This is a genomic window from Parazoarcus communis, assembly GCF_003111645.1.
Classification (GTDB): Bacteria; Pseudomonadota; Gammaproteobacteria; order Burkholderiales; family Rhodocyclaceae; genus Parazoarcus; species Parazoarcus communis_A.
This window is the reverse complement of record NZ_CP022187.1, coordinates 2020218-2040348: the sequence shown is the minus strand read 5'-3', so window position 1 is coordinate 2040348 and position 20131 is coordinate 2020218. Positions and strand designations below refer to the sequence as shown.

Sequence of the window (20131 nt, the reverse complement as noted above, 5' to 3'; positions counted from 1 at the left end):
GACAGAAGAAAATACGGGGGCTGGATGCAGGTCAAGGATAGCGTGCTCATCCATGTGGTCGAAGATGACGCAACTGTTGCACGACTGATTGAAGGCGCCCTGCAGCGTTTTGGTTATGAGTGCGAGGTGTTTCGAACCGGCAGTGATTTCCTGCGCCGGCTGAGGGGGCAGCAACCCAAGCTGTGCATTCTCGATCTCGGACTGCCGGACATGGATGGCATGGAGGTCTTGCAGCAGGTGCGCACGCGGCATCGCTTCGGCCTGCTCATCGTCACCGGCCGGACCGATACCTCGGACCGGGTGATGGGGCTGGAGCTGGGAGCGGACGATTACGTGCTCAAGCCCTTCGAGCCGCGTGAGCTCATTGCCCGTGTGCGCAGCGTGCTGAGACGCTACGAGCCGGCGCAACCCGATCCTGCACTGGGTGCGGCCAAGGTCGCGCAGTTTGCGGGCTGGCGCTTCGAGCTCGGCACGCACCGGCTGATCAGCGCCGACGGCAGGGAAGACACCCTTGGTCTGGCCGAAGCACAGCTGCTGATCACCATGCTCGAGCATCCCAACCAGATTCTGTCGCGTGAGCAGCTGCTCAGCGGACGCGATGTGTCCGCGCTCGATCGCAGCATCGACCTGAGGGTGTCGCGCCTGCGCCGCCGGCTGGAGGAGAACCCGCAGCGCGCCAAGGTGATCAAGACGGTGTACGGTGCGGGCTACCTGTTTGCATCGACCGTCAGCTGGAAGTAGTTCTGCGCGCGAATCAGCTCTGCCACAGCATCCGGATGGACAGCACGATGCTCAGAAAGCAGATGATCCAGAACACGATCGGTGCGGCGCCGCCCTTGAACTTGACCCCCGCCATCTCGAATTCCAGCGGCCCGGTCGAAATCCGCAGAATGAGCGTGACAAACAGCGCGCCCAGCCCGGCCATGGGCAAGCCCACCAGCACCGGAAACTGCTCGCGGATCAGATCCCGCCAGTAAGTGCCCGGGGTTTCATGCACGGACACGAGCTTCATCAGGGCGTAGGAGCCGAAGCCGATCAGGATCACTACGACCACCCAGCTTGCGACTGCCTGAAATTTGCGCGTGTGCGCATCGGGTTCGTGAAGCGCATGGGTTTCGCTGTCCAGGTCCGGCATATCCTTGTCCATGTTCGTGAGCTTTCACAGTCGATATTCGACGGTGCCGCAAACACATGCTTAAGGCATGCATGAAAATGTCTTCCGCTTCAGCGCCCGGCGTGAGCGCGAAGCACGGCACTGCGCGTTGGGCGTGCCTCTGGAGCATAGGTGCTCATCCCCGCAGCCGCAAATGTCATTTCCGTGACGCGATGTCGGCGGGGAGGGGCAGATGGCCGGTCTTGACCAGGATGGTGCAGCCCTCGCGGCTGAAGGGTTTGTGCTGGCTCAGGTGAGGACTGCGTATCCAGGTGCCCGCAGGGTAGCGTCCGAATTCATCCTCGAACACGCCGTCAATGACGAAGATTTCCTCACCGCCGTAGTGACGGTGCGGGTTGAAGCAGGTCCCCGGTGCCCATCGCACCAGCGCCGTGTGCTCGGTACCGAATTCGCTCAGCGGTAGCACTGAGAGGCCGGGCACAAGCCCCGGATACCAGGTCGCGGTCGTGGTATCGATCGCCAGATGGGCCTGATCCGCCGGGTTGATGTGACGCAGTTTCACGAACAGCACGCAGCCCGTGGCCGAGTGCGGCGCGTGCGACGACCCCGGGGGATTGCGCAGATAGGTGCCCGCACCGTAGTCGCCGGATTCATCACTGAATGTGCCCTCGAGCACGAAGATCTCCTCGCCCAGTTCATGCAGGTGGCGCTCGAACCTTGCCCCCGGCAGGTAGCGGACGATCGAGGTCGCGCGCGCCACCTCGTCGCCATCGCGCTCAAGCATCCGCCGCTCGACGCCACCAGCGGGAGAACTGACCCAGGGCAGGTCCTGATGTTGTACGACGGCGCGCATGGAGAAGTCCGCGTTGATGTGCATCGAAAATATCCGCTATGTGGTTCTCTGACAGGAACGTCACTGTACCAAAGGGGGGAGTGGCACGCGGAGGCGCGGAGGACGCGGAGAAGCACGACTGCACGAGTTGTCCTCTGTGCCTCTGCGCGAAGCAGCCGCCGTTTCAATCATTGAGATCACGAGCAGGGCGGGCCTGCGTCTGCCGGACCTTCAGTCGCCGATCTGCTCCAGCAGCTCTTCGGGGATGTCGTCCGGGCACAGTTGCCCGGCTTCGTCGCCCATCAGCGCGAGGATCAGGCGCAGGCGGTTGTGAAGTTCGCTCAGGTTGCCGGGCCAGCGGTGTTTGCGCAGCAGGGCGAGGGCGTCGGGGCAGACGTACATCGGACGGTCGGGACATTCTCCGCGGACGAAGCCGCGCACCAGGCTGTCGAAGTCGCTGCGGCGGCGCAGCGGCGGCAGATGGACTTCGGTGCCGTGGCTGGCAGCGAAGGCGCTCATGTTGAGGCGGTTCTCGTCGACCAGGACATCGAGGTTGCGACGGGTCGCGGCAACAAGCCGCGGGCTGAGGTGCGCCGTATCTGCGAACAGGCTGCCCTGCCATGAAAGTGGCAGGGCGTCGATGTCGCTCAGATAGAGCGCACCGCCGCGCGCCTGCCGCATTGCGACTGCCAGCTCCGCGCCGATGTCGGTGCTGGAGGCGAGGGCGCGGCAATCCATCTGGATCAGCGCGGTGCCGGGGGCGTGCTCGTGCCAGAGGGTGCTTGCCAGGTAATGCTTTCCGGTGCCGGTTTCACCTTCGATCAGCAACGGGCCTTTGCCACTGGCCCAACGGCGGATCTGTGTCGTGGCGGCGATGACGCGGGGGTCGCCTGATGGTGTGCTGCGTGTGACGGCAACGACGCTGTCTGCGTTTGCTGCGGGCGGGTTGCCTGCACCGGGTGTCCCCGTCTTGCCGTGAGTGCGGCCATGGCTGAAGTCGAGCGGGCGTCGATGAAGGCTGACGCGGGCCGCCAGGGTCTGGCCCTGGCGGGCGCGCAGCGGGAAGGGAAGGCTCTGATCGAGCGCTGCCCAGTCGAGCAGCCTTTGCCAGGTGATGGCGAAGCAGTCTTCGCAGCTTGCGTCGGGATACTCCTGATGCAGCCTGAGCAGGTTGCGGGCGTTGCGGTTGCAGGCCATCACTCGCCCGCCCTCGTCAAACACTGCAATGGCTTCGAGGGGGCTGCCGAGCAGTTCAGGGCGGTTGTGGAAGCGCACGCGAAGAAAGCCGTCGTCCATGCTCTCGACGAGGCGGTGCTCGATGATCTCGGCCGTCGTGCGCAACAGCGCGTTGGAATGCGACAGGTTGGCATTGGCATCGGTCGAGATGTCGAGGATGCCTGCGATGCCGCCGGTGGGCGCCAGGATGGGAATCGCGACGCAGGTCAGGAAGCGGTTGCGCTCGAGAAAGTGCTCATGTCCGCGAACCGCGATGATGTCGCCAGTGGCGAGCGCCGTGCCGATGGCATTGGTGCCCATCGCTTCCTCGCTCCAGGCCGCGCCGGGGCCGAGCGCGACGCGGGCGGCCCGGTCCAGAAAGCCGGTGTCCCCGTTTGCACTGAGGATGAGCCCCTGATTGTCGGTCAGGAGTACGGTTGCGTCCCTGCTGTCGATCTGCCGCAGCAGGTTCTCGATGACCGGTTGCGAGAACGTCACCAGGCGGGCGTTGGACTCAAGACGGTCTGCGAGATCTGCCCGATTCAGCGGGTCGAGCGGAAGTGGCTGGTCGGTCTGCAGCCCATGCGCCTGGCTGCGCAGCCAGGAGGCGCGCAGGTCGGGAGGGAGCGCAACGGATGAGCTTGCCTTGTTCATGACATTTTTGATGCAGGAAACGTGCCTTCCGTGAACGTTAACCTTCCTGGGTGCGGCGTGCTTGTTTCTGCTGCACAAATTCTGTTGCATAGGCCTTGTGTGCGTCGATATGCAGCCTGATTCATAGGGAACCCTGCATCGCATTGGAGCAGCTGTACCCAAATTGAACAGCGCGGCGGGTCACAGTCATGCGTCGCCCGATACCGGTGCATGCCGCCTCGAAACGAGACATGTGCAGGAAAACTATGAAGATTTTTCCGAACGGGATGCAAGGGCTCAAGGGCTGGCATGGGGCCTGCGAAAGGAGGTGCAACGCAACACCGCGTTATTCGCTTACCCGGAAGGAGACAAAAAGTGATCTACGAAATGCCCGGCAGGCCTGGTGCCAAGGTTCAGTTCAAGGACAAGTACGACAACTACGTTGGTGGCGAGTGGGTTCCGCCGGTCAAGGGGCAGTACTTCGACAACATCACGCCGATTACCGGCGCCGTGTTCTGCAAGGCCGCCCGGTCCACCGCGGAGGACATCGAGCTCGCACTCGATGCCGCGCATGCCGCTGCTGACGCCTGGGGCCGCACCCCGCCGGCCGAACGGGCCAACATCCTGCTGAAGATCGCGGACCGGCTCGAAGCCAACCTCGAGATCCTTGCCTATGCCGAGACCGTGGATAACGGCAAGCCAATTCGCGAGACGCTCAATGCGGATATCCCGCTGGCGGTCGATCACTTCCGCTATTTCGCCGGCTGCCTGCGCTCGCAGGAAGGCAGTCTGAGCGATCTCGACGAGAACACCGTGGCGTACCACTTCCACGAGCCGCTGGGCGTCGTGGGTCAGATCATTCCGTGGAACTTCCCCATTCTGATGGCCGCCTGGAAGCTGGCGCCAGCAATCGGCGCCGGCAACTGCGTGGTGCTCAAGCCGGCTGAATCGACCCCCGTCAGTATCCTGGTGCTGGTCGAGCTGATCGCCGACCTGCTGCCGCCGGGCGTGCTCAACGTGGTCAACGGTTTCGGTCGCGAAGCCGGCATGCCGCTGGCAAACAGCAAGCGGATTGCGAAGATTGCCTTCACTGGCTCCACCTCCACCGGCCGCGTGATCGCCCAGGCCGCTGCAAACAACCTGATTCCGGCAACGCTTGAGCTGGGCGGCAAGTCGCCCAACATCTTCTTCGCCGACATCGCCGATGCCGACGACGAGTTCTTCGACAAGGCGATCGAAGGTCTGGTGCTGTTTGCCTTCAACCAGGGCGAAGTATGCACCTGCCCGTCGCGTGCGCTGATCCACGAGTCGATCTACGACAGGTTCATGTCTCGTGTGCTTGAGCGCGTCGCAGCCATCAAGCAGGGCAACCCGCTCGATACCGACGTGATGATGGGTGCTCAGGCCTCGAAGGAGCAGCTGAGCAAGATCATGAGCTATATGGATGTGGGCAGGCAGGAAGGTGCCGAACTCCTGATCGGCGGCGGCCGGGCGCAGCTGGAAGGCGAGCTGGGTGACGGCTACTACGTCAAGCCGACCCTGTTCAAGGGCCACAACAAGATGCGCATCTTCCAGGAAGAGATTTTCGGACCGGTGCTGGCAGTGACCACCTTCAAGACCGAAGCAGAAGCGCTCGAACTGGCCAACGATACCCTCTACGGACTGGGTGCCGGCGTGTGGTCGCGCGACGGCAGCACTGCCTACCGCATGGGCCGCGCGATCAAGGCCGGTCGTGTGTGGACGAACTGCTATCACGCCTATCCGGCACACGCCACCTTCGGCGGATACAAGGAGTCCGGTATCGGTCGCGAGACGCACAAGATGATGCTCGACCACTATCAGCAGACCAAGAACCTGCTGGTCAGCTACGACCCGAAGAAGCTCGGCTTCTTCTGATGCAAGGCCCCGCATGTCGAGCTGCGATATGCGGAGCCGCCTGAAGTTCTCCCTCCTCATGAAAGTGAGTTCACGGGCGGCAATTGCCGCCCGCTTTTTTTGCAACGATGGAGCCCGCCATGGTCGAGAGAGTCATTGCAACCGAGGCGACACTGGCCCTGATCGAGTTGCTGCGTGCCAAGCATGGCGACCTGATATTCCACCAGTCCGGCGGCTGTTGTGACGGCAGCGCCGCCAACTGCTATCTGCCGGGCGAACTGTGCACCGACCAGGATGTGTGCCTGGGCGAGATCGGCGGCTGTCCTTTCTATATCAGCAGTTCGCAGTACGAGTACTGGAAGCACATGCAGCTGATCATTGATGTGCTCGATACGCGTGGGGGTGGAACCTTCTCGCTGGAAGGGCCTGAAGGCAAGAGCTTTCATACCCGCTCGCGCCTGTTCACCGACGAAGAATGGGCCGGGCTGGTGGCAGCCGGTATTGTTTGAAATCCCGTTTCCCAACAGAAGGGTGCGGCGTGCACCCAGGCAAGGAGTGAAGACCGTGATGATCAGGACGATGGTAGCGGGGGCTGTGCTGATGGCCTCGATGTCGGCGCCGGCAATGGCGTCGATGGAGATCGTGAAGAAAGCGCGCTGTGTGGCCTGTCATGCAGTCGACAAGAAGATGGTGGGCCCGGCCTATCGTGAGGTGGCGGCAAAGTACGAAGGGCAGGCCGGCGCGGCATCCGAGCTCTTCGACAAGGTCCGCCACGGCGGTTCAGGCACCTGGGGCGCCATTCCAATGACGCCGAACGATGAAAGCAGGATCAGCGACGACAATCTGAAAGCCGCGATCGCATGGATTCTTGCTGGCGCAAAGGACTGAGCATAAAAAGACACCTGCTCCGGAGTGGAGCAGGTGTCTCGTTTTGGAACAGGTGTCGTCCGTTTGCGCGCGACACCGTTTTCCGACTCAGTCGATCAGGCCCGGCACCAGGATGGCGTGCACTCAGTGCAGCAACATGGCGCTGCGACCGTTGTGTTGCGTTGCGTGCTTAGTTGATTTCAACGCCCCATGGCAGCTCGCCCACGGGCTGATCGGTTTCGGTGTCGCGGACCGTGCCCGACTTTTCAGTTGGGACATGGGCAAGAGGGACCGCGCCGGCGAGGCCGGGCGCCAGGCCCCCAAATGTCATGCAGGGCAAGGGGTGACGGAGTGCATGCTCACCGCCGGTTCTGGCGTGTTGTCATGCGTCAGATTCCTCCGGGGAGGCGGTGAGTGCTGCCGTTTTCACTGAAGATGCGGCCAAGTTCGCCGCTGCGCTGAAGTTCTGCCAGGGCGTCGCCGAGTGCGGCGGCAAGCGCTGGATGATCGGCTTTCACCGCCATACCCAGTGGCCAGCCGGTCACGCGAAGTTCGGGCATCTGCAGGCTGTCGATGACAACGCCGGGCGCATCCTTGAATGCCACTTCAAGTTCGGTGCGGGTGCCGATCACGGCAGCCACTTCGCCGGCCTTCAGACCCGCCGCTGCGAGCGGAACGCTGCGGTAGTGAGTGACCTGGTCACGCAGGCGGCCGTTGAGCACATGGAGCATGAAGTCGCTACCGTGGGTGTCGAGCTCGGCGCCGATGCGCTCGCGCGTGAACACTTCGAATGCGTTGGCGGCCGACCCCGCGATGGCAGGAATGCGTGCGCTGTTGCGCGCAATCGCCATGGTTTCGAGGTGGTAGGGCGCGAAGATCGTAACCTTGTCGTTGTTGGCGGCAAAGTTGCGATCGACCGGTACGTGCAGCATCACGTCGCCGGGGCGCATGCCCAGGTAGTGGCCTTTCCACACCATGTTGCGCAGGTCGTCGCTCATGTCTTCGTCGGCCGGAAACTCGACGAACTCGGCACGCAGCCCGAGCCTGGCCGCCAGCGCCCTGCCCAGTGCGATATCAATGCCCTGGCCCTTGTCCGACCAGGGCGGATAGTTGGCATAGACCGCAATGCGCAGTGCGCCAGCCTGTTGCAGCTCGAGTTCGGCCGCCGCTGCACGCGCGGGCAGCGCGGCAGCGACCAGCATTGCGCCTGCGCCCAGGAGAAAGTGTCTGCGTTCATTCTTCACGTACGGTCTCCAGCCATGCACGAATCGACCACATTGCTTCCTGCGGCAGGATACCCTCGAACGGCGGCATGTAGACACGTCCCCCGCGGCTGGCACCGTCACGGATGCGCTGCATGAAAATCTCGTCGCCCTCGTCACCTTCAGGCAGGTAACGCAGGTCCGGTGCGATCCCGCCGGAGACGGCGCCCAGGCCGTGGCAGCGCGCACAGTTCTGGTTGTAGGCCGAGTCGCCGATGCGGATGGCTTCCTTGTCCTTGCGATAGGGGTTGCTGACAAGCCAGTCCTTTCCGAGCGGCTTGAGCGTGGATACATCAACCGCCTGCGGCGTGACGTCTCCGTGAGCACCCGCGATCAGCGTGACGCTTGCCAATGCTGCGGCGCAAGCGATCTGACGCAATGAACGGGTGACTGTCTCCTTGTTGTACTTGTCTTCCACTGTATCGTTCCTCATGGCTGGTATTGAAGCGCTTTGATTCGCATGTCCCCGGTTGGGCCGGTGTGCTCATGCTCTGCAAACGCTGTGCCACTGTTGCCGGACTCCCCGTCTGGCAAGGAAATTGCTGACGATGAACTGCCGCCAGGGTGCGGCGGTTGCTGCGCATCGTGACAGGTGCTAAGTTTTGGAACATGTCCCCCGACAAAAAATAGAGACAGGGGGCTGGAGGAGACAACATGACAGGTCACCCAATGGCCACGACGCCGCACGAACTGCGGGTTCGTGAGGCGCGACACCAGTTTTTCGATCGTGGAGAGAGCGCGGACATCGAACTGCCGCAGGAGGTGCTGCGATCCTGGCTGCGCTGCCGGGACAGCAGTGTCGATTATCGGGACGATGGCCGCGGCGACCCCGAAGGCCGGTCCGGGCTGGATCTTGCGCGGGAACGCAGCCAGTCCCTGCTGAGCAACGCGGCCGGCATCATGGAGCATGTGTTCGAGCAGATCCGCGCTTCAGGCAGCATGGTGATCCTGGCCGACAGCCAGGGCATGATCCTGCACAGCATGGGCGATCCCGATTTCGTCAGCCGGGCGCAACGCGTGGCCTTGCAGCCAGGCTCCTCGTGGAGCGAGTCGGTACGGGGCACCAATGCGATCGGCACCACGCTGGTCGAGGCTGCGCCGGTCGAGGTCAACGGTGCCGAGCACTTTCTCGACCGTAACGGCATCCTGACCTGCAGCGCTTCGCCGGTGTTCAACCCGCGTGGTGAGATCGAGGGGGTGCTGGACATCTCCGGCGACTATCGTGGCAATCAGCGCCATACCCTCGGACTGGCGCGTCTGGCTGCGCAATTGCTCGAGAAGCGACTGTTCGAGATCGAGTTCGCGCGCGAACTGCTGATCGCATTCCATAACCGTCCCGAGTGTGTCGGCGGCCTGCAGGAGGGCTTGCTCGCGGTGTCGCCCGAGGGGCGCGTCGTAGGGGCCAATCCGGTGGCCAGGGCCCTGCTCGGCGTGAAGCAGGGTGGAATGGTCTGCGGTGAGTTCGGCACCCTGTTCCGCCTGCCCTTCGGCACCTTCATCGACCGCTGCTCGCGCGACGTCTGCTCGCTGCAGGCGCTTGAACTGCGCGGGGGCGAACCGCTCTATGCGCGCATTCGCGGGCGGGTGCCGACGGTGGGGCAGGCGAACTCGCGCAGCGATGCCGGCGGACAGGGTGAGGCGCGCAGCACGTCGGGCGCGGGCGAGCCCGCTGGACGCAATCCGCCGTGCGACCGTCGCAGCGGGCGGGCGACGCTCGAGTGCCTGTCGACCGGCGATGCACGCCTGCAGCTGGCGCTGGATCGCGCGGCGCGCATCATGGGCAAGGACATTCCGCTCCTGATTCAGGGTGAATCGGGCGTGGGCAAGGAGTTGTTTGCGCGCGCATTCCATTATTCCAGTCCGCACCAGGACGGCCCCTTCGTGGCGGTCAACTGCGCGGCCATTCCCGAGAACCTGATCGAATCCGAACTCTTCGGTTACGTCGGCGGCGCCTTTACCGGTGCGCGGCGCGAAGGGGCCGTGGGCAAGATCCAGCAGGCGCACGGCGGCACGTTGTTCCTTGACGAAATCGGCGACATGCCGCTGGCGATGCAGGCGCGTCTGCTGCGGGTGCTGCAGGAGCGCTGCGTGACACCGGTGGGGGCTCAACGCAATGTGCCGGTCGATATCACCCTGGTGTGTGCGACCCACCGGGTGCTGCGAGAGTCGGTGCGCAACGGCAGCTTCCGCGAGGATCTTTACTATCGGGTGAATGGCCTGACCGTCACCCTGCCGCCCCTGCGCGACCGCAGTGACATCCGCTCGATCGTCGCCATCATTCTGGCGTCCGAAGTCGACCCCGCGCGTGGCGAGGTGACGATCAGCGAGCAGGTGCTCGACTTCTTCGAGCGCTATCCCTGGCCGGGCAATGTGCGCCAGCTGCAGAACGTGATCCGGGTTGCAGTGGCGCTGCTGGATGACGACGAGTGCGAGATTCTGCCCCTGCATCTGCCAGAGGAGCTGTTCGGTTCCGATCCGATGGACGACGCCGAGAGCGGGCAGGCCAGCGCGGTGGCGGCGTCCTCACTGGCTGCCGCGGCAGTACCCGTGCAAGTCGCCGCGGGGCGCAGCCTGGACGAGATCGAGCTCGATGCAATCTCCCGCGTGATGCTCGAAGAGGGCGGCAATGTGTCGGCCGCAGCACGCCGTCTCGGCATCAGTCGCAACACCCTGTATCGCAAGATCGGCCGCATGAAATGAGGCTGCGTTCCGGGGCGTCCAATCCATAAGCAATAGGGGTTTTCCTGCGCTTGTCCCGTCCCGGGTCGGGCGTATTCTCGAAGGCAGGTATGAAGTGTGCTTCATAGGAAATGCTTCATCACTGCCATAACAACGGAAATCGGAGGAGAAGGTTGATGTGGAAATCACTTCATATTGATCCCGCAAAGTGTACCGGCTGTCTGCAGTGCGAGATGGCCTGCTCGTATGAGCACACCGGGGTCTTCAATCCCAGCAAGTCGCGGATCAAGGTATTCAACTTCGAGGCCGAGGGGCGCAAGGTGCCATACACCTGTACCCAGTGCACCGAAGCCTGGTGCCTGAATTCCTGTCCGGTCGATGCGATCCGCATCGACCTTTCCACCGGCGCCAAGATGGTGTTCGAAGACACCTGCGTTGGCTGCAAGGTGTGCACGATCGCCTGTCCTTTCGGCACGATCAACTACAACCAGGAATCGGGCAAGGTGCAGAAATGCGATTTGTGCGATGGCAATCCTGCTTGTGCCGAGGCCTGTCCGACGGCGGCGATCACCTACATCGACGCCGACTGGACCGGGCTGGACAAGATGCGCACCTGGGCCGCCAAGGCCAATACGCCGACCACTGCCGCCTGAAGGAGGAGAAACCATGGGCTGGAACAGAAAAGTCCTGCGTGTCGATCTGACGGCAGGCACCTGCAAGGAAGAGCCGCTGAACATGAAGTGGGCTCAGGAATACCTGGGCTCGCGCGGTCTGGCGACCAAGTACCTGGTATCGGAGATCGATCCCAAGGTCGATCCGCTGTCACCCGACAACAAGATGATCATGGCCACCGGTCCGCTGACCGGCACCATGGCCTCGACCGGCGGGCGCTATACGGTGGTGACCAAGGGGCCGCTGACGGGGGCCATCGCGTGCTCGAATTCGGGCGGCTACTTCGGCGCCGAACTCAAGTTCGCCGGCTGGGACATGATCATCTTCGAGGGCAAGTCGCCCAAGCCGGTCTATCTCTACATCGAGAACGACAAGGCCGAGTTGCGCGACGCCGGACATCTCTGGGGCCGCAGCTGCTGGGAGACCGAAGAAACGATCAAGCACGAGCTGCAGGATCCGCTGGTGCGCGTGTCGTCGATCGGCCTCGCGGGAGAGAACGAGGTGATGTTCGCCTGTGTGGTGAACGACCTGCACCGTGCAGCAGGGCGCTCCGGCGTGGGCGCGGTGATGGGCTCGAAGAACCTCAAGGCAGTCGCACTGCGCGGCACCAAGGGCGTGTCCGGCATTCACGACTTCAAGGCCTTCATGAAGGCGACCACCGACGCCAAGAAGGTGCTGGCGGATAACGCGGTGACCGGCCAGGGACTGCCCAAGTACGGCACCCAGGTGCTGATGAACGTGATCAACGAGATGGGCGCGCTGCCCACCCGCAATCACCGCGACGTGCAGTTCGAGGACGCCGGCAAGATCTCCGCCGAGGCGATGCACGAGAAACGCGAGAGCGACGGCAAGTCGCAGCTGGTGACCAATGCCGCGTGTTTCGGCTGCACCATCGCCTGCGGTCGCATCTCGGAAATCGACAAGGGCCACTTCACCGTCAAGAACAGTCCCAAGTACTGGGGGGCGTCCGGCGGTCTGGAGTACGAGGCCGCCTGGGCACTGGGGGCAGCCAACGGCGTGGGCGATATCGAGGCCCTGCAGTACGCCAACATGATCTGCAACGAGCAGGGCATGGACCCGATCTCCTTCGGCGCGACCGTGGGTGCGGTGATGGAGCTGTACGACATGGGCGTGCTCGATTCGGCCAAGATCGGCATCGATTCGCCCTTCGGCTCTGCCGAGGCGCTGGCGAAGCTGGTGGAGATGACGGCAAATGGCGAGGGCTTTGGCAAGGAGATCGGCCTCGGCTCCAAGCGCCTGTGCGAAAAGTACGGTCATCCCGAGCTGTCGATGAGCGTGAAGGGCCAGGAATTCCCGGCCTACGATTCGCGCGGCATCCAGGGCATGGGCCTGGCCTACGCCACCTCGAACCGCGGCGCCTGCCATTTGCGCGGCTACACCGTGGCCTCCGAAGTGCTCGGCATTCCGGTCAAGACCGATCCGCTCACCACCGAGGGCAAGCCGGAGCTGGTCAAGGCGTTCCAGGATGCCACCGCAGTGTTCGACTCTGCCGGCATCTGCGTCTTCACCAGCTTTGCGTGGACCCTGGCCGATGTGCAGCCCCAGCTCGACGCCGCCTGCGAGGGCGACTGGAGCATGGACAAGCTCAACGAGGTGGGCGAGCGCATCTGGAACATGGAGCGCGAGTTCAACAACGCTGCCGGCTTCACCGCCAAGGACGACAACCTGCCGCCGCGCTTGACCACCGAGCCGGCCAAGACCGGTCCGGCCAAGGGGCTGGTCAATGGGCTGGCGACCATGCTGCCGGAGTACTACAAGGCGCGTGGCTGGACGCCTGACGGTGTGCCGACCGCTGAGACCAAGGCCCGCCTGGGGCTGTAAACGGGGAGCGGGAGCCAGTGAGCGGCCGGCCGACAACCGGCCGCTCGTGGCAGCGCCCGCATCGGTCGCATTTGCAATGATCGCGGAGGCCTTGCGAGGGGCCGCCCGCGGCTGTGCATCGAGGATGTCTGATGAAACACTTGATACTCGGTAACGGCCCCGCTGGTGTGGTGGCCGCTGAAACCCTGCGCCGCGCCGCGCCGCAGGACGAAATCGTGCTGGTTGGGAACGAGGACTCGCCGCCGTATTCGCGCATGGCGATTCCCTACCTGCTGGAAGAGAACATCGACGAGAAGGGCACCTGGCTGCGCAAGGCACCGGGCCACTTCGAGCAGCTCCGCATCCGCGAACTGCGCGGGCGGGCCGTGGCGCTCGACACCGAGAAGCAGCGCATGCTGTTTTTCGACGGCCATTTCGAGGACTACGACCGTCTCCTGATCGCGACCGGTTCGCATCCGGTGCGCCCACCGATTCCGGGCGTCGACCTGCCCGAGGTGCAGACCTGCTGGACCCTGGAGGATGCGCGTGCGATCGCCGCACACGCGAAACCCGGTGCGCGGGTGCTGCAGCTGGGCGCCGGCTTCATCGGCTGCATCATCATGGAGGCGCTGGCCAAGCGCGGCGTCGAGCTCACCGTGGTGGAGATGGGCGACCGCATGGTGCCGCGCATGATGACGCCGAAAGCGGGTGGCATGATCAAGGAGTGGGTCGAGAACAAGGGCGTGAAGGTGATCACCTCGGCCGGGGTCAACCGCATCGACCGCGGTGCGGGCTCGCCACTGACCGTGAGCCTGAGCACGGGTGCCAAGATCGACTGCGATCTGGTGATCGTTGCCGCGGGCGTGGCGCCGAACGTCGCCTTTCTCGAGGGAACGGGCGTGCATGTGGCCAAGGGCGTGCTGGTGGACGACCATCTGGAAACCAGCGTGAAAGGCATCTACGCTGCGGGTGACGTGGCTGAGGCGCCGGACGTGTTTACCGGCGCCCACCTCGTCGCCGCGATTCAGCCCAACGCTGCCGATCAGGCCCGCGTGGCCGCACTCAACATGGCGGGACGGGACAACTGCCTGAACGGCGTGCTCGCCATCAACGTGCTCGATACCCTGGGCCTGATCTCGACCTCGTTCGGACAATGGTGGGGTGAGGCGGCGGACAAGGGCGGTGAGGGCGTCGAGCATGTGGATGAAATTCGAAGCCGCTACCTGAGCCTGCAGTTCAAGGACGATGTACTGATCGGTGCCACATCGATCGGGCTGACCGAGCATGTCGGTGCCCTGCGCGGCCTGATTCACGGGCAGGTCAAACTCGGGAAGTGGAAAGAGCGCCTGCTTGAGACACCGTTGCAGTTCGTCGATGCCTATGTCGCGACTTCGCAGCCGATGGCGCTGGCAAGGTGAGGGCACGTGTCACGATGAAAGTTGCGTTCAAACTGTTTGCTTCGCTGTCCGACTACCTTCCCGCCGACCGCAAGGGCAACCGCCTTGAGCTCGATGTGGAGGACGGAACGACGGTGGCAGACCTGATCCGCCGCTACAACGTGCCCGAGCGCAGTGCGCATCTGGTGCTGGTCAATGGTGTCTTCATCCCGCCGTCCGAGCGCATTCGCCACCGTCTGCAGCCGAGTGACGAACTGGCGATCTGGCCGCCGATCGCCGGCGGCTGAGGATGGCTTTCATCAATGGACCGGTGCCGGAGGTCGTCGAGCGCCTGGTGACGGCGACGCCGGCGGAGTTCGAGCGCGATCTGCGTGCCGCATGGACAGGCGTGAGCCGTCCGGCGCCGGGACGCCTGCTGCTGGTTGATGGCGAGCAGCGCCTGAGGCTGGAACTGCTCGTGTTGCCGGTGCGCAAGCTGGGGCTTTTCGAGCTGCCTCAGCTGCAGGTCAGATATTGCTTTGAAGGCGGTGACGAGCCGGCGCGGCGCAGCTGGCTCGCCAGGCTCGATCGCTCGATGCAGAAGGGTGGCGGCTGACGGCGTGTAATCCAGGGGTGTGATCGAGGGCGGCCCCGGCGGCCACACCGGAACAGCCTCCAGGGCCGCCCTCGATCACGGCAGGTCGCGCGGTTTCGGGTATTCTCCCCGCGATGTCGATGTTCACCTCCACCTTTGCCGACGCACTGGCCCTGCTCGCGACTTTCGACGCGCGAGTGGGAGAGATCGTCTGGCTGTCGCTGAAGGTCAGCGGCGGCGCGGTCATGCTGGGTACGCTCATCGGCCTTCCGCTCGGTGCCTGTCTGGCCGTCGGGCGTTTCCCCGGCAAGCATGCCGCCTCGGTACTCATCAACGGCCTGATGGGCCTGCCCTCGGTCGTGGTGGGCGTGGTGGTCTATCTGTTTCTGTCGCGCTCGGGGCCCCTCGGCGACTTTGGCCTGCTCTACACCCCGGCTGCAATGGTGGTCGCGCAAACCTTGCTGGTGATACCGCTGATGGCTGCGATTGCGCGCCAGGTCGTGGAAGATGTGTGGCAACGCTACGCGGAAGAACTCCAGGTCATGTGCTTCAGCTGGTGGCAAAGCGTGACCACGCTGCTGTACGACTGTCGCCACTCCCTGATGGTCGCGGTGCTCGCGGGTCTTGGCCGCGCCATGAGCGAGGTGGGCGCGGTAATGATCGTCGGTGGCAACATCGACCGCTCGACCCGGGTGATGACGACGGCCATTGCGCTGGAAACCAGCAAGGGTGACCTGCCGCTGGCCATTGCGCTCGGTCTCGTGCTGATCCTGCTCATTCTCGCGCTCAACGCCTTTGCCTTCCTGCTGCGGCAGTGGGCGATGCGACGCTACGACTGACCGAGGTCCGATGTTTCCTGTCCGTATCGAAAACCTGCGCTTTTCACCCAACGGACATGCCGTGCTCGACGGCATCGATCTGCAGCTCGGCAGCGAGGGCATCACGCTCTTGCTCGGCCCCAACGGAGCGGGCAAGAGCATGTTGCTGCGCGTGCTGTGCGGCCTGGTCGAACCCAGCGGCGGGACGATCGACTGGGGCGGTGGTGTGCGTCCGGCGCGCGGGGTGATGATGGTGTTCCAGCATCCGATGATGCTGCGTGCCACGGTGCTGGAGAACGTCGCGCTCGGACTCAAGCCGCTCGGCGTGTCCGCGGCCGAGCGTCAGCGCAGGGCGATGGCCGTGCTCGAGCGCATCGGGCTCGCGCATCGCGCCGGTGACAGCGCGCGCCAGTTGTCGGGCGGGGAGAAGCAACGGCTGGCGCTTGCGCGCGCCTGGCTGACCCGCCCGCGCCTGCTGCTGCTCGACGAACCCACCGCCAGCCTCGATCCGTCGGCAACAGCGGAAGTCGAGCGCATCATCCGCGAGATCCGTACCGACGGCACCCGCATCCTGATGGTCACCCACAACCTCGGACAGGCCACCCGGCTCGGCGACGACATCGTCTTTCTGTCGGCCGGCAAGGTGTGCGAACACACGCCGACGCAGCGCTTCTTCTCCCGCCCGGCGTCGGACGAGGCCAGACTCTTCATCCAGGGCGAACTGCCCTGGCGCATGACTTTCTGATCGGGCGCCTGCGTCACTGCGGGGAACTCATGCATGCTCATCGGGTCTTGAGTGCACCCGTTTCATCGAGCCCGAGACATCATGAATGCAGATCAGCAGAAAGCCGTCCTGACCATCGCCCTGATGGCCGCCTTTGCCGACGGCGCGAACGACGAGCAGGAGCGTGAGCAGATTCGCGGCATCGCCGAATCGCTGAGCGGAGAAGCCGGTGGTACCGATCTGCGCGGTCTTTACCAGCAGGTCTTGCTCAAGCGCGTCAGCCTGGACGATGCGGTCGCCGCGCTGGGCGAGCCGACCCACCGGCAGCTTGCATACGAGATGGCCGTCTGTGTGTGCGATGCAGACGGTCACACCAGTCCGGCCGAGCGTGCCTTCCTCGATGCGCTCGCGGCCGCGCTGGGGCTGGGGCGGGCGGTGACAGCGCCGGTCGACCAGCAGGGGGAGGAGATGGCCGACCTGATCGATGCGGCAGCGCCGATGGCGCCAGCGGGCGCGACTGCCGGTCAGGAAGTCCCGCGCGCTGCATCGAACCCTGCGGCGGACGCCGAGATGGATCGCAGCATTCTCAACTACGCGATTCTGAATGGGGCGCTTGAGCTTCTGCCGCAGTCGTGGGCCTCGATGGCGATCATTCCGCTGCAGATCAAGATGGTCTATGGCATCGGAAAGACCTATGGGCACGAACTCGACCAGGGCCACATCCGCGAACTGCTGGCCACGATGGGCGTCGGCCTGACCTCGCAGTATCTCGAACAGTTCGGGCGCAAGCTGCTTGGCGGGCTGCTGGGCAAGGTCGGGGGCGGCCTGGGGCGCCAGCTCGGCAAGTCCGCGACCAGCGTCGCATTCTCTTTCGCCACCACCTATGCGCTCGGTCAGGTGGCGCGGCGCTACTACGGAGGCGGGCGGCAGATGAGTACCGAACTGCTGCGCGACACGTTCCAGAATCTGCTGGGACCGGCCAAGGAGATGCAGGCGCGTTATCTGCCGCAGATCCAGGAGCGGGCGGGTTCGCTCGATGCGGGCCAGATCATGTCCATGGTGCGCGGGCGCTGAGCCTGTTCGCGCCGGAGGAAGGCCGGGCCTGACGGATGTCAGGCCCTTGTCGGATCAGACCCGCAGCAGCGCCTTGCACAGGCGCTCGGAGAACTGGTCTTCGGTGAACTGCGGCTCGTTGGGCGGATAGAGTTCGACTTCGTCGATCGGGAAGCCGCTGTCGCGCGCGAGTGCGAGAAGTTCCCTGACTTTCTGACAGGCCTTCAGCTGTTCGCCGAGGGCCGCATCAGCGCGGGCTTTGTCCGAAAAGGCCTTGATATCCTTGATTGCCATGATTTCCCTGCGTGTTCATTCCAGATTTAAACCAGGGCGTGGCGTCTGCACCACGCCTGACCTTTGAAGCAAGACTGCATCCGGCGTGAACGCAATTCCGGTGCCTGTCCTGACCTGGTCTTGATCAACAGAATGAATTCAGAGGCTTACGCTGTTTCCTGGGCGATTTTCAGCGGAACGCATTGTCGGCTTTCGCCCCTTGTGCCGCGCAATGAAGGTTTTGCGCCCAAGCGGCTTCAGCTGCCAGAAACCCAGTGCCCCGACTTGCCGCCGAGCTTTTCCATCAGCTGGATGCCTTCCATGCGCATGCCGCGATCCATCGCCTTGCACATGTCGTAGATGGTGAGCAGGGCGACGTTGACCGCGGTGAGCGCTTCCATCTCGACGCCGGTCCGGCCGACGGTTTCGGCTGTCACCGTGCAGCGAATGGCGAGCGCGGCGGGATCGCTTTCGAACTCGACGGCGACGCGGGTGAGCGGGATCGGGTGGCACAGCGGGATCAGGTCGCTGCAGCGTTTGGCGCCCTGGATGGCGGCGATGCGGGCGATGCCCAGCACGTCGCCCTTCTTTGCCGTGCCGCTCTGAATGGTGTCGAAGGTCGCGGCTTCCATCAGGATGCGGCCGGTCGCGACGGCAACCCGGCGGGTTTCCGATTTGGCGCCGACATCAACCATGTGGGCCTGGCCTTCGGCGTCGAAATGGGTCAGGGCGGACGGAGTGGAATCGCTCATTGTTCGGTGTCGGAAGGGGATTGAGTGAATGGTTCGACGGCGCGACTGACGCTTGCTACATGCCGATACACCGCACGCCGGAACTACGCTTCGGGAGGGTTATCATAGCATCCCATGATGCGTCGATCCCTCGCCCTGCTGCTCAGCCTCGCGCTGGCTTTTCCTGCCCATGCCGTCGATCTGCCCGATCTCGGCGACGTGGGTACGTCCGACCTGTCGCCGGCGGAAGAGCGCCGTATCGGTGAAGAGATCATCCGCGAGATCCGCTGGAAGGATGCGGCCTATCTCGACGATCCAGAGGTCGAGGAATACGTCAATCGACTCGGCAAGCGGCTGGCTGCAGTCAGCAACGATCCGCTGCAGAGTTTTGATTTCTTTGTGGTCAAGGATGCCACCCTCAATGCCTTCGCCTTGCCGGGAGGCTATATCGGTGTGCACTCGGGGCTGATTCTCGCCTCCGAGAGCGAGTCCGAGCTGGCTTCGGTGCTCGGCCATGAGATCGCTCACGTCACGCAGCGTCATATCGCCCAGATCGTCGGCAAGCAGAGCCAGGCCGGCATTCTGATGCTCGCCTCGCTGCTGGTGGCGGTGCTGGCGGCGCGCAGCAGCTCGGACGCCAGCATGGCAGCCGTTGCCGCCGGCCAGGCCGGGGCCATCCAGTCGCAGCTTGGCTACTCCCGTGATTTCGAGCGCGAAGCGGATCGTGCGGGTTTGCAGACGCTGGAGGCCGCCGGATTCGACGTGCGCGGCATGCCCAGCTTCTTCGAGCGGCTGCAGCGCTCGAGCCGTCTTTACGAGAACAATGCACCGGCCTATCTGCGCAGCCACCCGCTGACGACCGAACGTATTGCCGACATGGAGAACCGTGCGGCGTCGCTGCGCTACCGGCAGGTGCCGGATTCCGCCGACTTCCGCTACGTGCGGGCCAAGCTGCGATCGCAGACGGCACAGCCGGCTGAGGCGTTGAAGACCTTTGAAGACCTTCTCGCACGCACGCCCAAGGACGAGGCCGTGCGTTACGGCCTGATCCGGACGCAGATGCGCGCCGGGCGGCTGGACGACGCCGAGGCGGGGCTGAAGGCATTGCGTAGCAGCACCGAGCCCTCAGTCTTCATCGAGACGCTTGCCGCAGAGCTTTCGATGGCACGGCGTGACGCAGGGGCCGCGGTCAGGACGCTGGACGCGGCGGTGCGGCGTTTTCCTGCGAGTCAGAGCCTGCGCTACGCGCTGGCCGATGCGCAGATCATTGCGGGACGGGCGGCGGACGCGGTTGCCGGCGTTCGTCAGGGGCTGCAGACGCGCGGTGAGGATATCCGGCTGTGGCAATTGCTGTCGCGAGCCAACGCCCAGCTTGGCAAGCTGACCGCCCGCCATCGCGCTCAGGCCGAAGTGTACACGCTGCAGGGGAGCTATCCTGCGGCGGTCGAGCAACTCGAACTTGCACGCAAGGCGGGGGACGGCGACTTCTACGACCTTTCTGCCGTCGACGCGCGCCTGCGCGAACTGAAAATCCGCGTGCGCGACGAACGTCGCGAGCGCGGACTTGAGCGCTGAGGTATTTTGCTCGCGG

The 20131-nt window shown here is 64.1% G+C and carries 21 protein-coding genes; 14 read left to right on the top strand and 7 right to left on the bottom strand.

The genetic code is table 11. The features are described from left to right. Positions 1 to 24 precede the first annotated feature (24 nt). On the top strand, positions 25 to 741 hold the full coding sequence (locus tag CEW83_RS09290; RefSeq protein WP_108949087.1) for a response regulator transcription factor: 717 nt from the start codon (positions 25 to 27) through the stop codon (positions 739 to 741). Between the two features lie 13 nt (positions 742 to 754). Here the strand turns inward: CEW83_RS09290 and CEW83_RS09285 are convergent, their stop codons facing one another. From CEW83_RS09285 to CEW83_RS09275, 3 genes are all read right to left on the bottom strand, one after another. Continuing rightward, on the bottom strand, positions 755 to 1147 hold the full coding sequence (locus CEW83_RS09285) for a hypothetical protein (RefSeq protein WP_199915252.1): 393 nt from the start codon (positions 1145 to 1147) through the stop codon (positions 755 to 757). A 163-nt stretch (positions 1148 to 1310) separates the two neighbouring features. Further along, positions 1311 to 1991, bottom strand: a complete 681-nt coding sequence (locus CEW83_RS09280) for a cupin domain-containing protein (protein ID WP_108949086.1) — start codon at positions 1989 to 1991, stop codon at positions 1311 to 1313. A gap of 186 nt (positions 1992 to 2177) precedes the next feature. Further along, positions 2178 to 3815 carry a sigma-54-dependent Fis family transcriptional regulator gene (locus CEW83_RS09275; RefSeq protein WP_108949085.1) on the bottom strand — a complete coding sequence of 546 codons (1638 nt, stop codon included), beginning with the start codon at positions 3813 to 3815 and terminating at the stop codon, positions 2178 to 2180. Between the two features lie 354 nt (positions 3816 to 4169). Here CEW83_RS09275 and CEW83_RS09270 point away from each other — a divergent pair, with 354 nt between their 5' ends. The 3 genes from CEW83_RS09270 (at position 4170) to CEW83_RS09260 (ending at position 6557) form a co-directional block, all read left to right on the top strand. Continuing rightward, positions 4170 to 5690, top strand: coding sequence for an aldehyde dehydrogenase family protein (locus tag CEW83_RS09270; protein ID WP_108949084.1), 1521 nt, complete (start codon positions 4170 to 4172; stop codon positions 5688 to 5690). 119 nt (positions 5691 to 5809) lie between these two features. Next, positions 5810 to 6178 (top strand): DUF779 domain-containing protein, encoded by a 369-nt coding sequence (locus tag CEW83_RS09265; protein ID WP_108951306.1) that lies wholly within the window; start codon positions 5810 to 5812, stop codon positions 6176 to 6178. A 58-nt stretch (positions 6179 to 6236) separates the two neighbouring features. Further along, positions 6237 to 6557 carry a c-type cytochrome gene (locus CEW83_RS09260; RefSeq protein WP_108951305.1) on the top strand — a complete coding sequence of 107 codons (321 nt, stop codon included), beginning with the start codon at positions 6237 to 6239 and terminating at the stop codon, positions 6555 to 6557. Positions 6558 to 6925: 368 nt separating this feature from the next. On the opposite strand, the gene CEW83_RS09255 is transcribed toward CEW83_RS09260, so the two are convergent. Both CEW83_RS09255 and pedF read right to left on the bottom strand, forming a co-directional pair. Then, positions 6926 to 7780: a substrate-binding periplasmic protein gene (locus tag CEW83_RS09255; protein ID WP_108949083.1), complete on the bottom strand. Its 855-nt coding sequence runs from the start codon at positions 7778 to 7780 to the stop codon at positions 6926 to 6928. Further along, positions 7770 to 8231: a cytochrome c-550 PedF gene (gene pedF / locus CEW83_RS09250; RefSeq protein ID WP_108949082.1), complete on the bottom strand. Its 462-nt coding sequence runs from the start codon at positions 8229 to 8231 to the stop codon at positions 7770 to 7772. The genes CEW83_RS09255 and pedF overlap by 11 nt, the downstream gene beginning before the upstream one ends. A 221-nt stretch (positions 8232 to 8452) precedes the next feature. Between pedF and CEW83_RS09245 the strand changes: the two genes are divergently transcribed. The 9 genes from CEW83_RS09245 (at position 8453) to CEW83_RS09205 (ending at position 17557) form a co-directional block, all read left to right on the top strand. Then, on the top strand, positions 8453 to 10498 hold the full coding sequence (locus CEW83_RS09245; protein WP_234419039.1) for a sigma-54-dependent Fis family transcriptional regulator: 2046 nt from the start codon (positions 8453 to 8455) through the stop codon (positions 10496 to 10498). Between the two features lie 155 nt (positions 10499 to 10653). Then, positions 10654 to 11130, top strand: coding sequence for a 4Fe-4S dicluster domain-containing protein (locus tag CEW83_RS09240; RefSeq protein ID WP_108949080.1), 477 nt, complete (start codon positions 10654 to 10656; stop codon positions 11128 to 11130). Positions 11131 to 11143: 13 nt separating this feature from the next. Continuing rightward, positions 11144 to 12991: an aldehyde ferredoxin oxidoreductase family protein gene (locus CEW83_RS09235; RefSeq protein WP_108949079.1), complete on the top strand. Its 1848-nt coding sequence runs from the start codon at positions 11144 to 11146 to the stop codon at positions 12989 to 12991. A 131-nt stretch (positions 12992 to 13122) separates the two neighbouring features. Beyond that, on the top strand, positions 13123 to 14388 hold the full coding sequence (locus tag CEW83_RS09230) for an NAD(P)/FAD-dependent oxidoreductase (protein ID WP_108949078.1): 1266 nt from the start codon (positions 13123 to 13125) through the stop codon (positions 14386 to 14388). 14 nt (positions 14389 to 14402) lie between these two features. Beyond that, on the top strand, positions 14403 to 14654 hold the full coding sequence (locus tag CEW83_RS09225) for a MoaD/ThiS family protein (RefSeq protein ID WP_108951304.1): 252 nt from the start codon (positions 14403 to 14405) through the stop codon (positions 14652 to 14654). A gap of 2 nt (positions 14655 to 14656) precedes the next feature. Beyond that, positions 14657 to 14962: a hypothetical protein gene (locus CEW83_RS09220; protein WP_108949077.1), complete on the top strand. Its 306-nt coding sequence runs from the start codon at positions 14657 to 14659 to the stop codon at positions 14960 to 14962. A 113-nt stretch (positions 14963 to 15075) separates the two neighbouring features. Then, complete coding sequence (locus CEW83_RS09215) at positions 15076 to 15780, top strand: ABC transporter permease (protein ID WP_108949076.1); 705 nt, start codon at positions 15076 to 15078, stop codon at positions 15778 to 15780. A 10-nt stretch (positions 15781 to 15790) separates the two neighbouring features. Next, entirely contained in the window at positions 15791 to 16504 is a 714-nt protein-coding gene (locus CEW83_RS09210; protein ID WP_108949075.1) for a phosphate ABC transporter ATP-binding protein, read from the top strand. Between the two features lie 81 nt (positions 16505 to 16585). Next, on the top strand, positions 16586 to 17557 hold the full coding sequence (locus CEW83_RS09205) for a YcjF family protein (protein ID WP_108949074.1): 972 nt from the start codon (positions 16586 to 16588) through the stop codon (positions 17555 to 17557). Positions 17558 to 17611: 54 nt separating this feature from the next. On the opposite strand, the gene CEW83_RS09200 is transcribed toward CEW83_RS09205, so the two are convergent. Together CEW83_RS09200 and moaC are read right to left on the bottom strand one after the other, a co-directional pair. After that, the gene (locus CEW83_RS09200; protein WP_108949073.1) at positions 17612 to 17830 is read right to left on the bottom strand and encodes a Nif11-like leader peptide family natural product precursor; all 219 of its coding nucleotides are present in this window, start codon (positions 17828 to 17830) and stop codon (positions 17612 to 17614) included. A 236-nt stretch (positions 17831 to 18066) separates the two neighbouring features. Next, complete coding sequence (moaC, locus tag CEW83_RS09195; RefSeq protein WP_108949072.1) at positions 18067 to 18561, bottom strand: cyclic pyranopterin monophosphate synthase MoaC; 495 nt, start codon at positions 18559 to 18561, stop codon at positions 18067 to 18069. A gap of 114 nt (positions 18562 to 18675) precedes the next feature. Between moaC and CEW83_RS09190 the strand changes: the two genes are divergently transcribed. Further along, entirely contained in the window at positions 18676 to 20115 is a 1440-nt protein-coding gene (locus tag CEW83_RS09190) for a M48 family metalloprotease (protein WP_108949071.1), read from the top strand. Positions 20116 to 20131 lie beyond the last annotated feature (16 nt).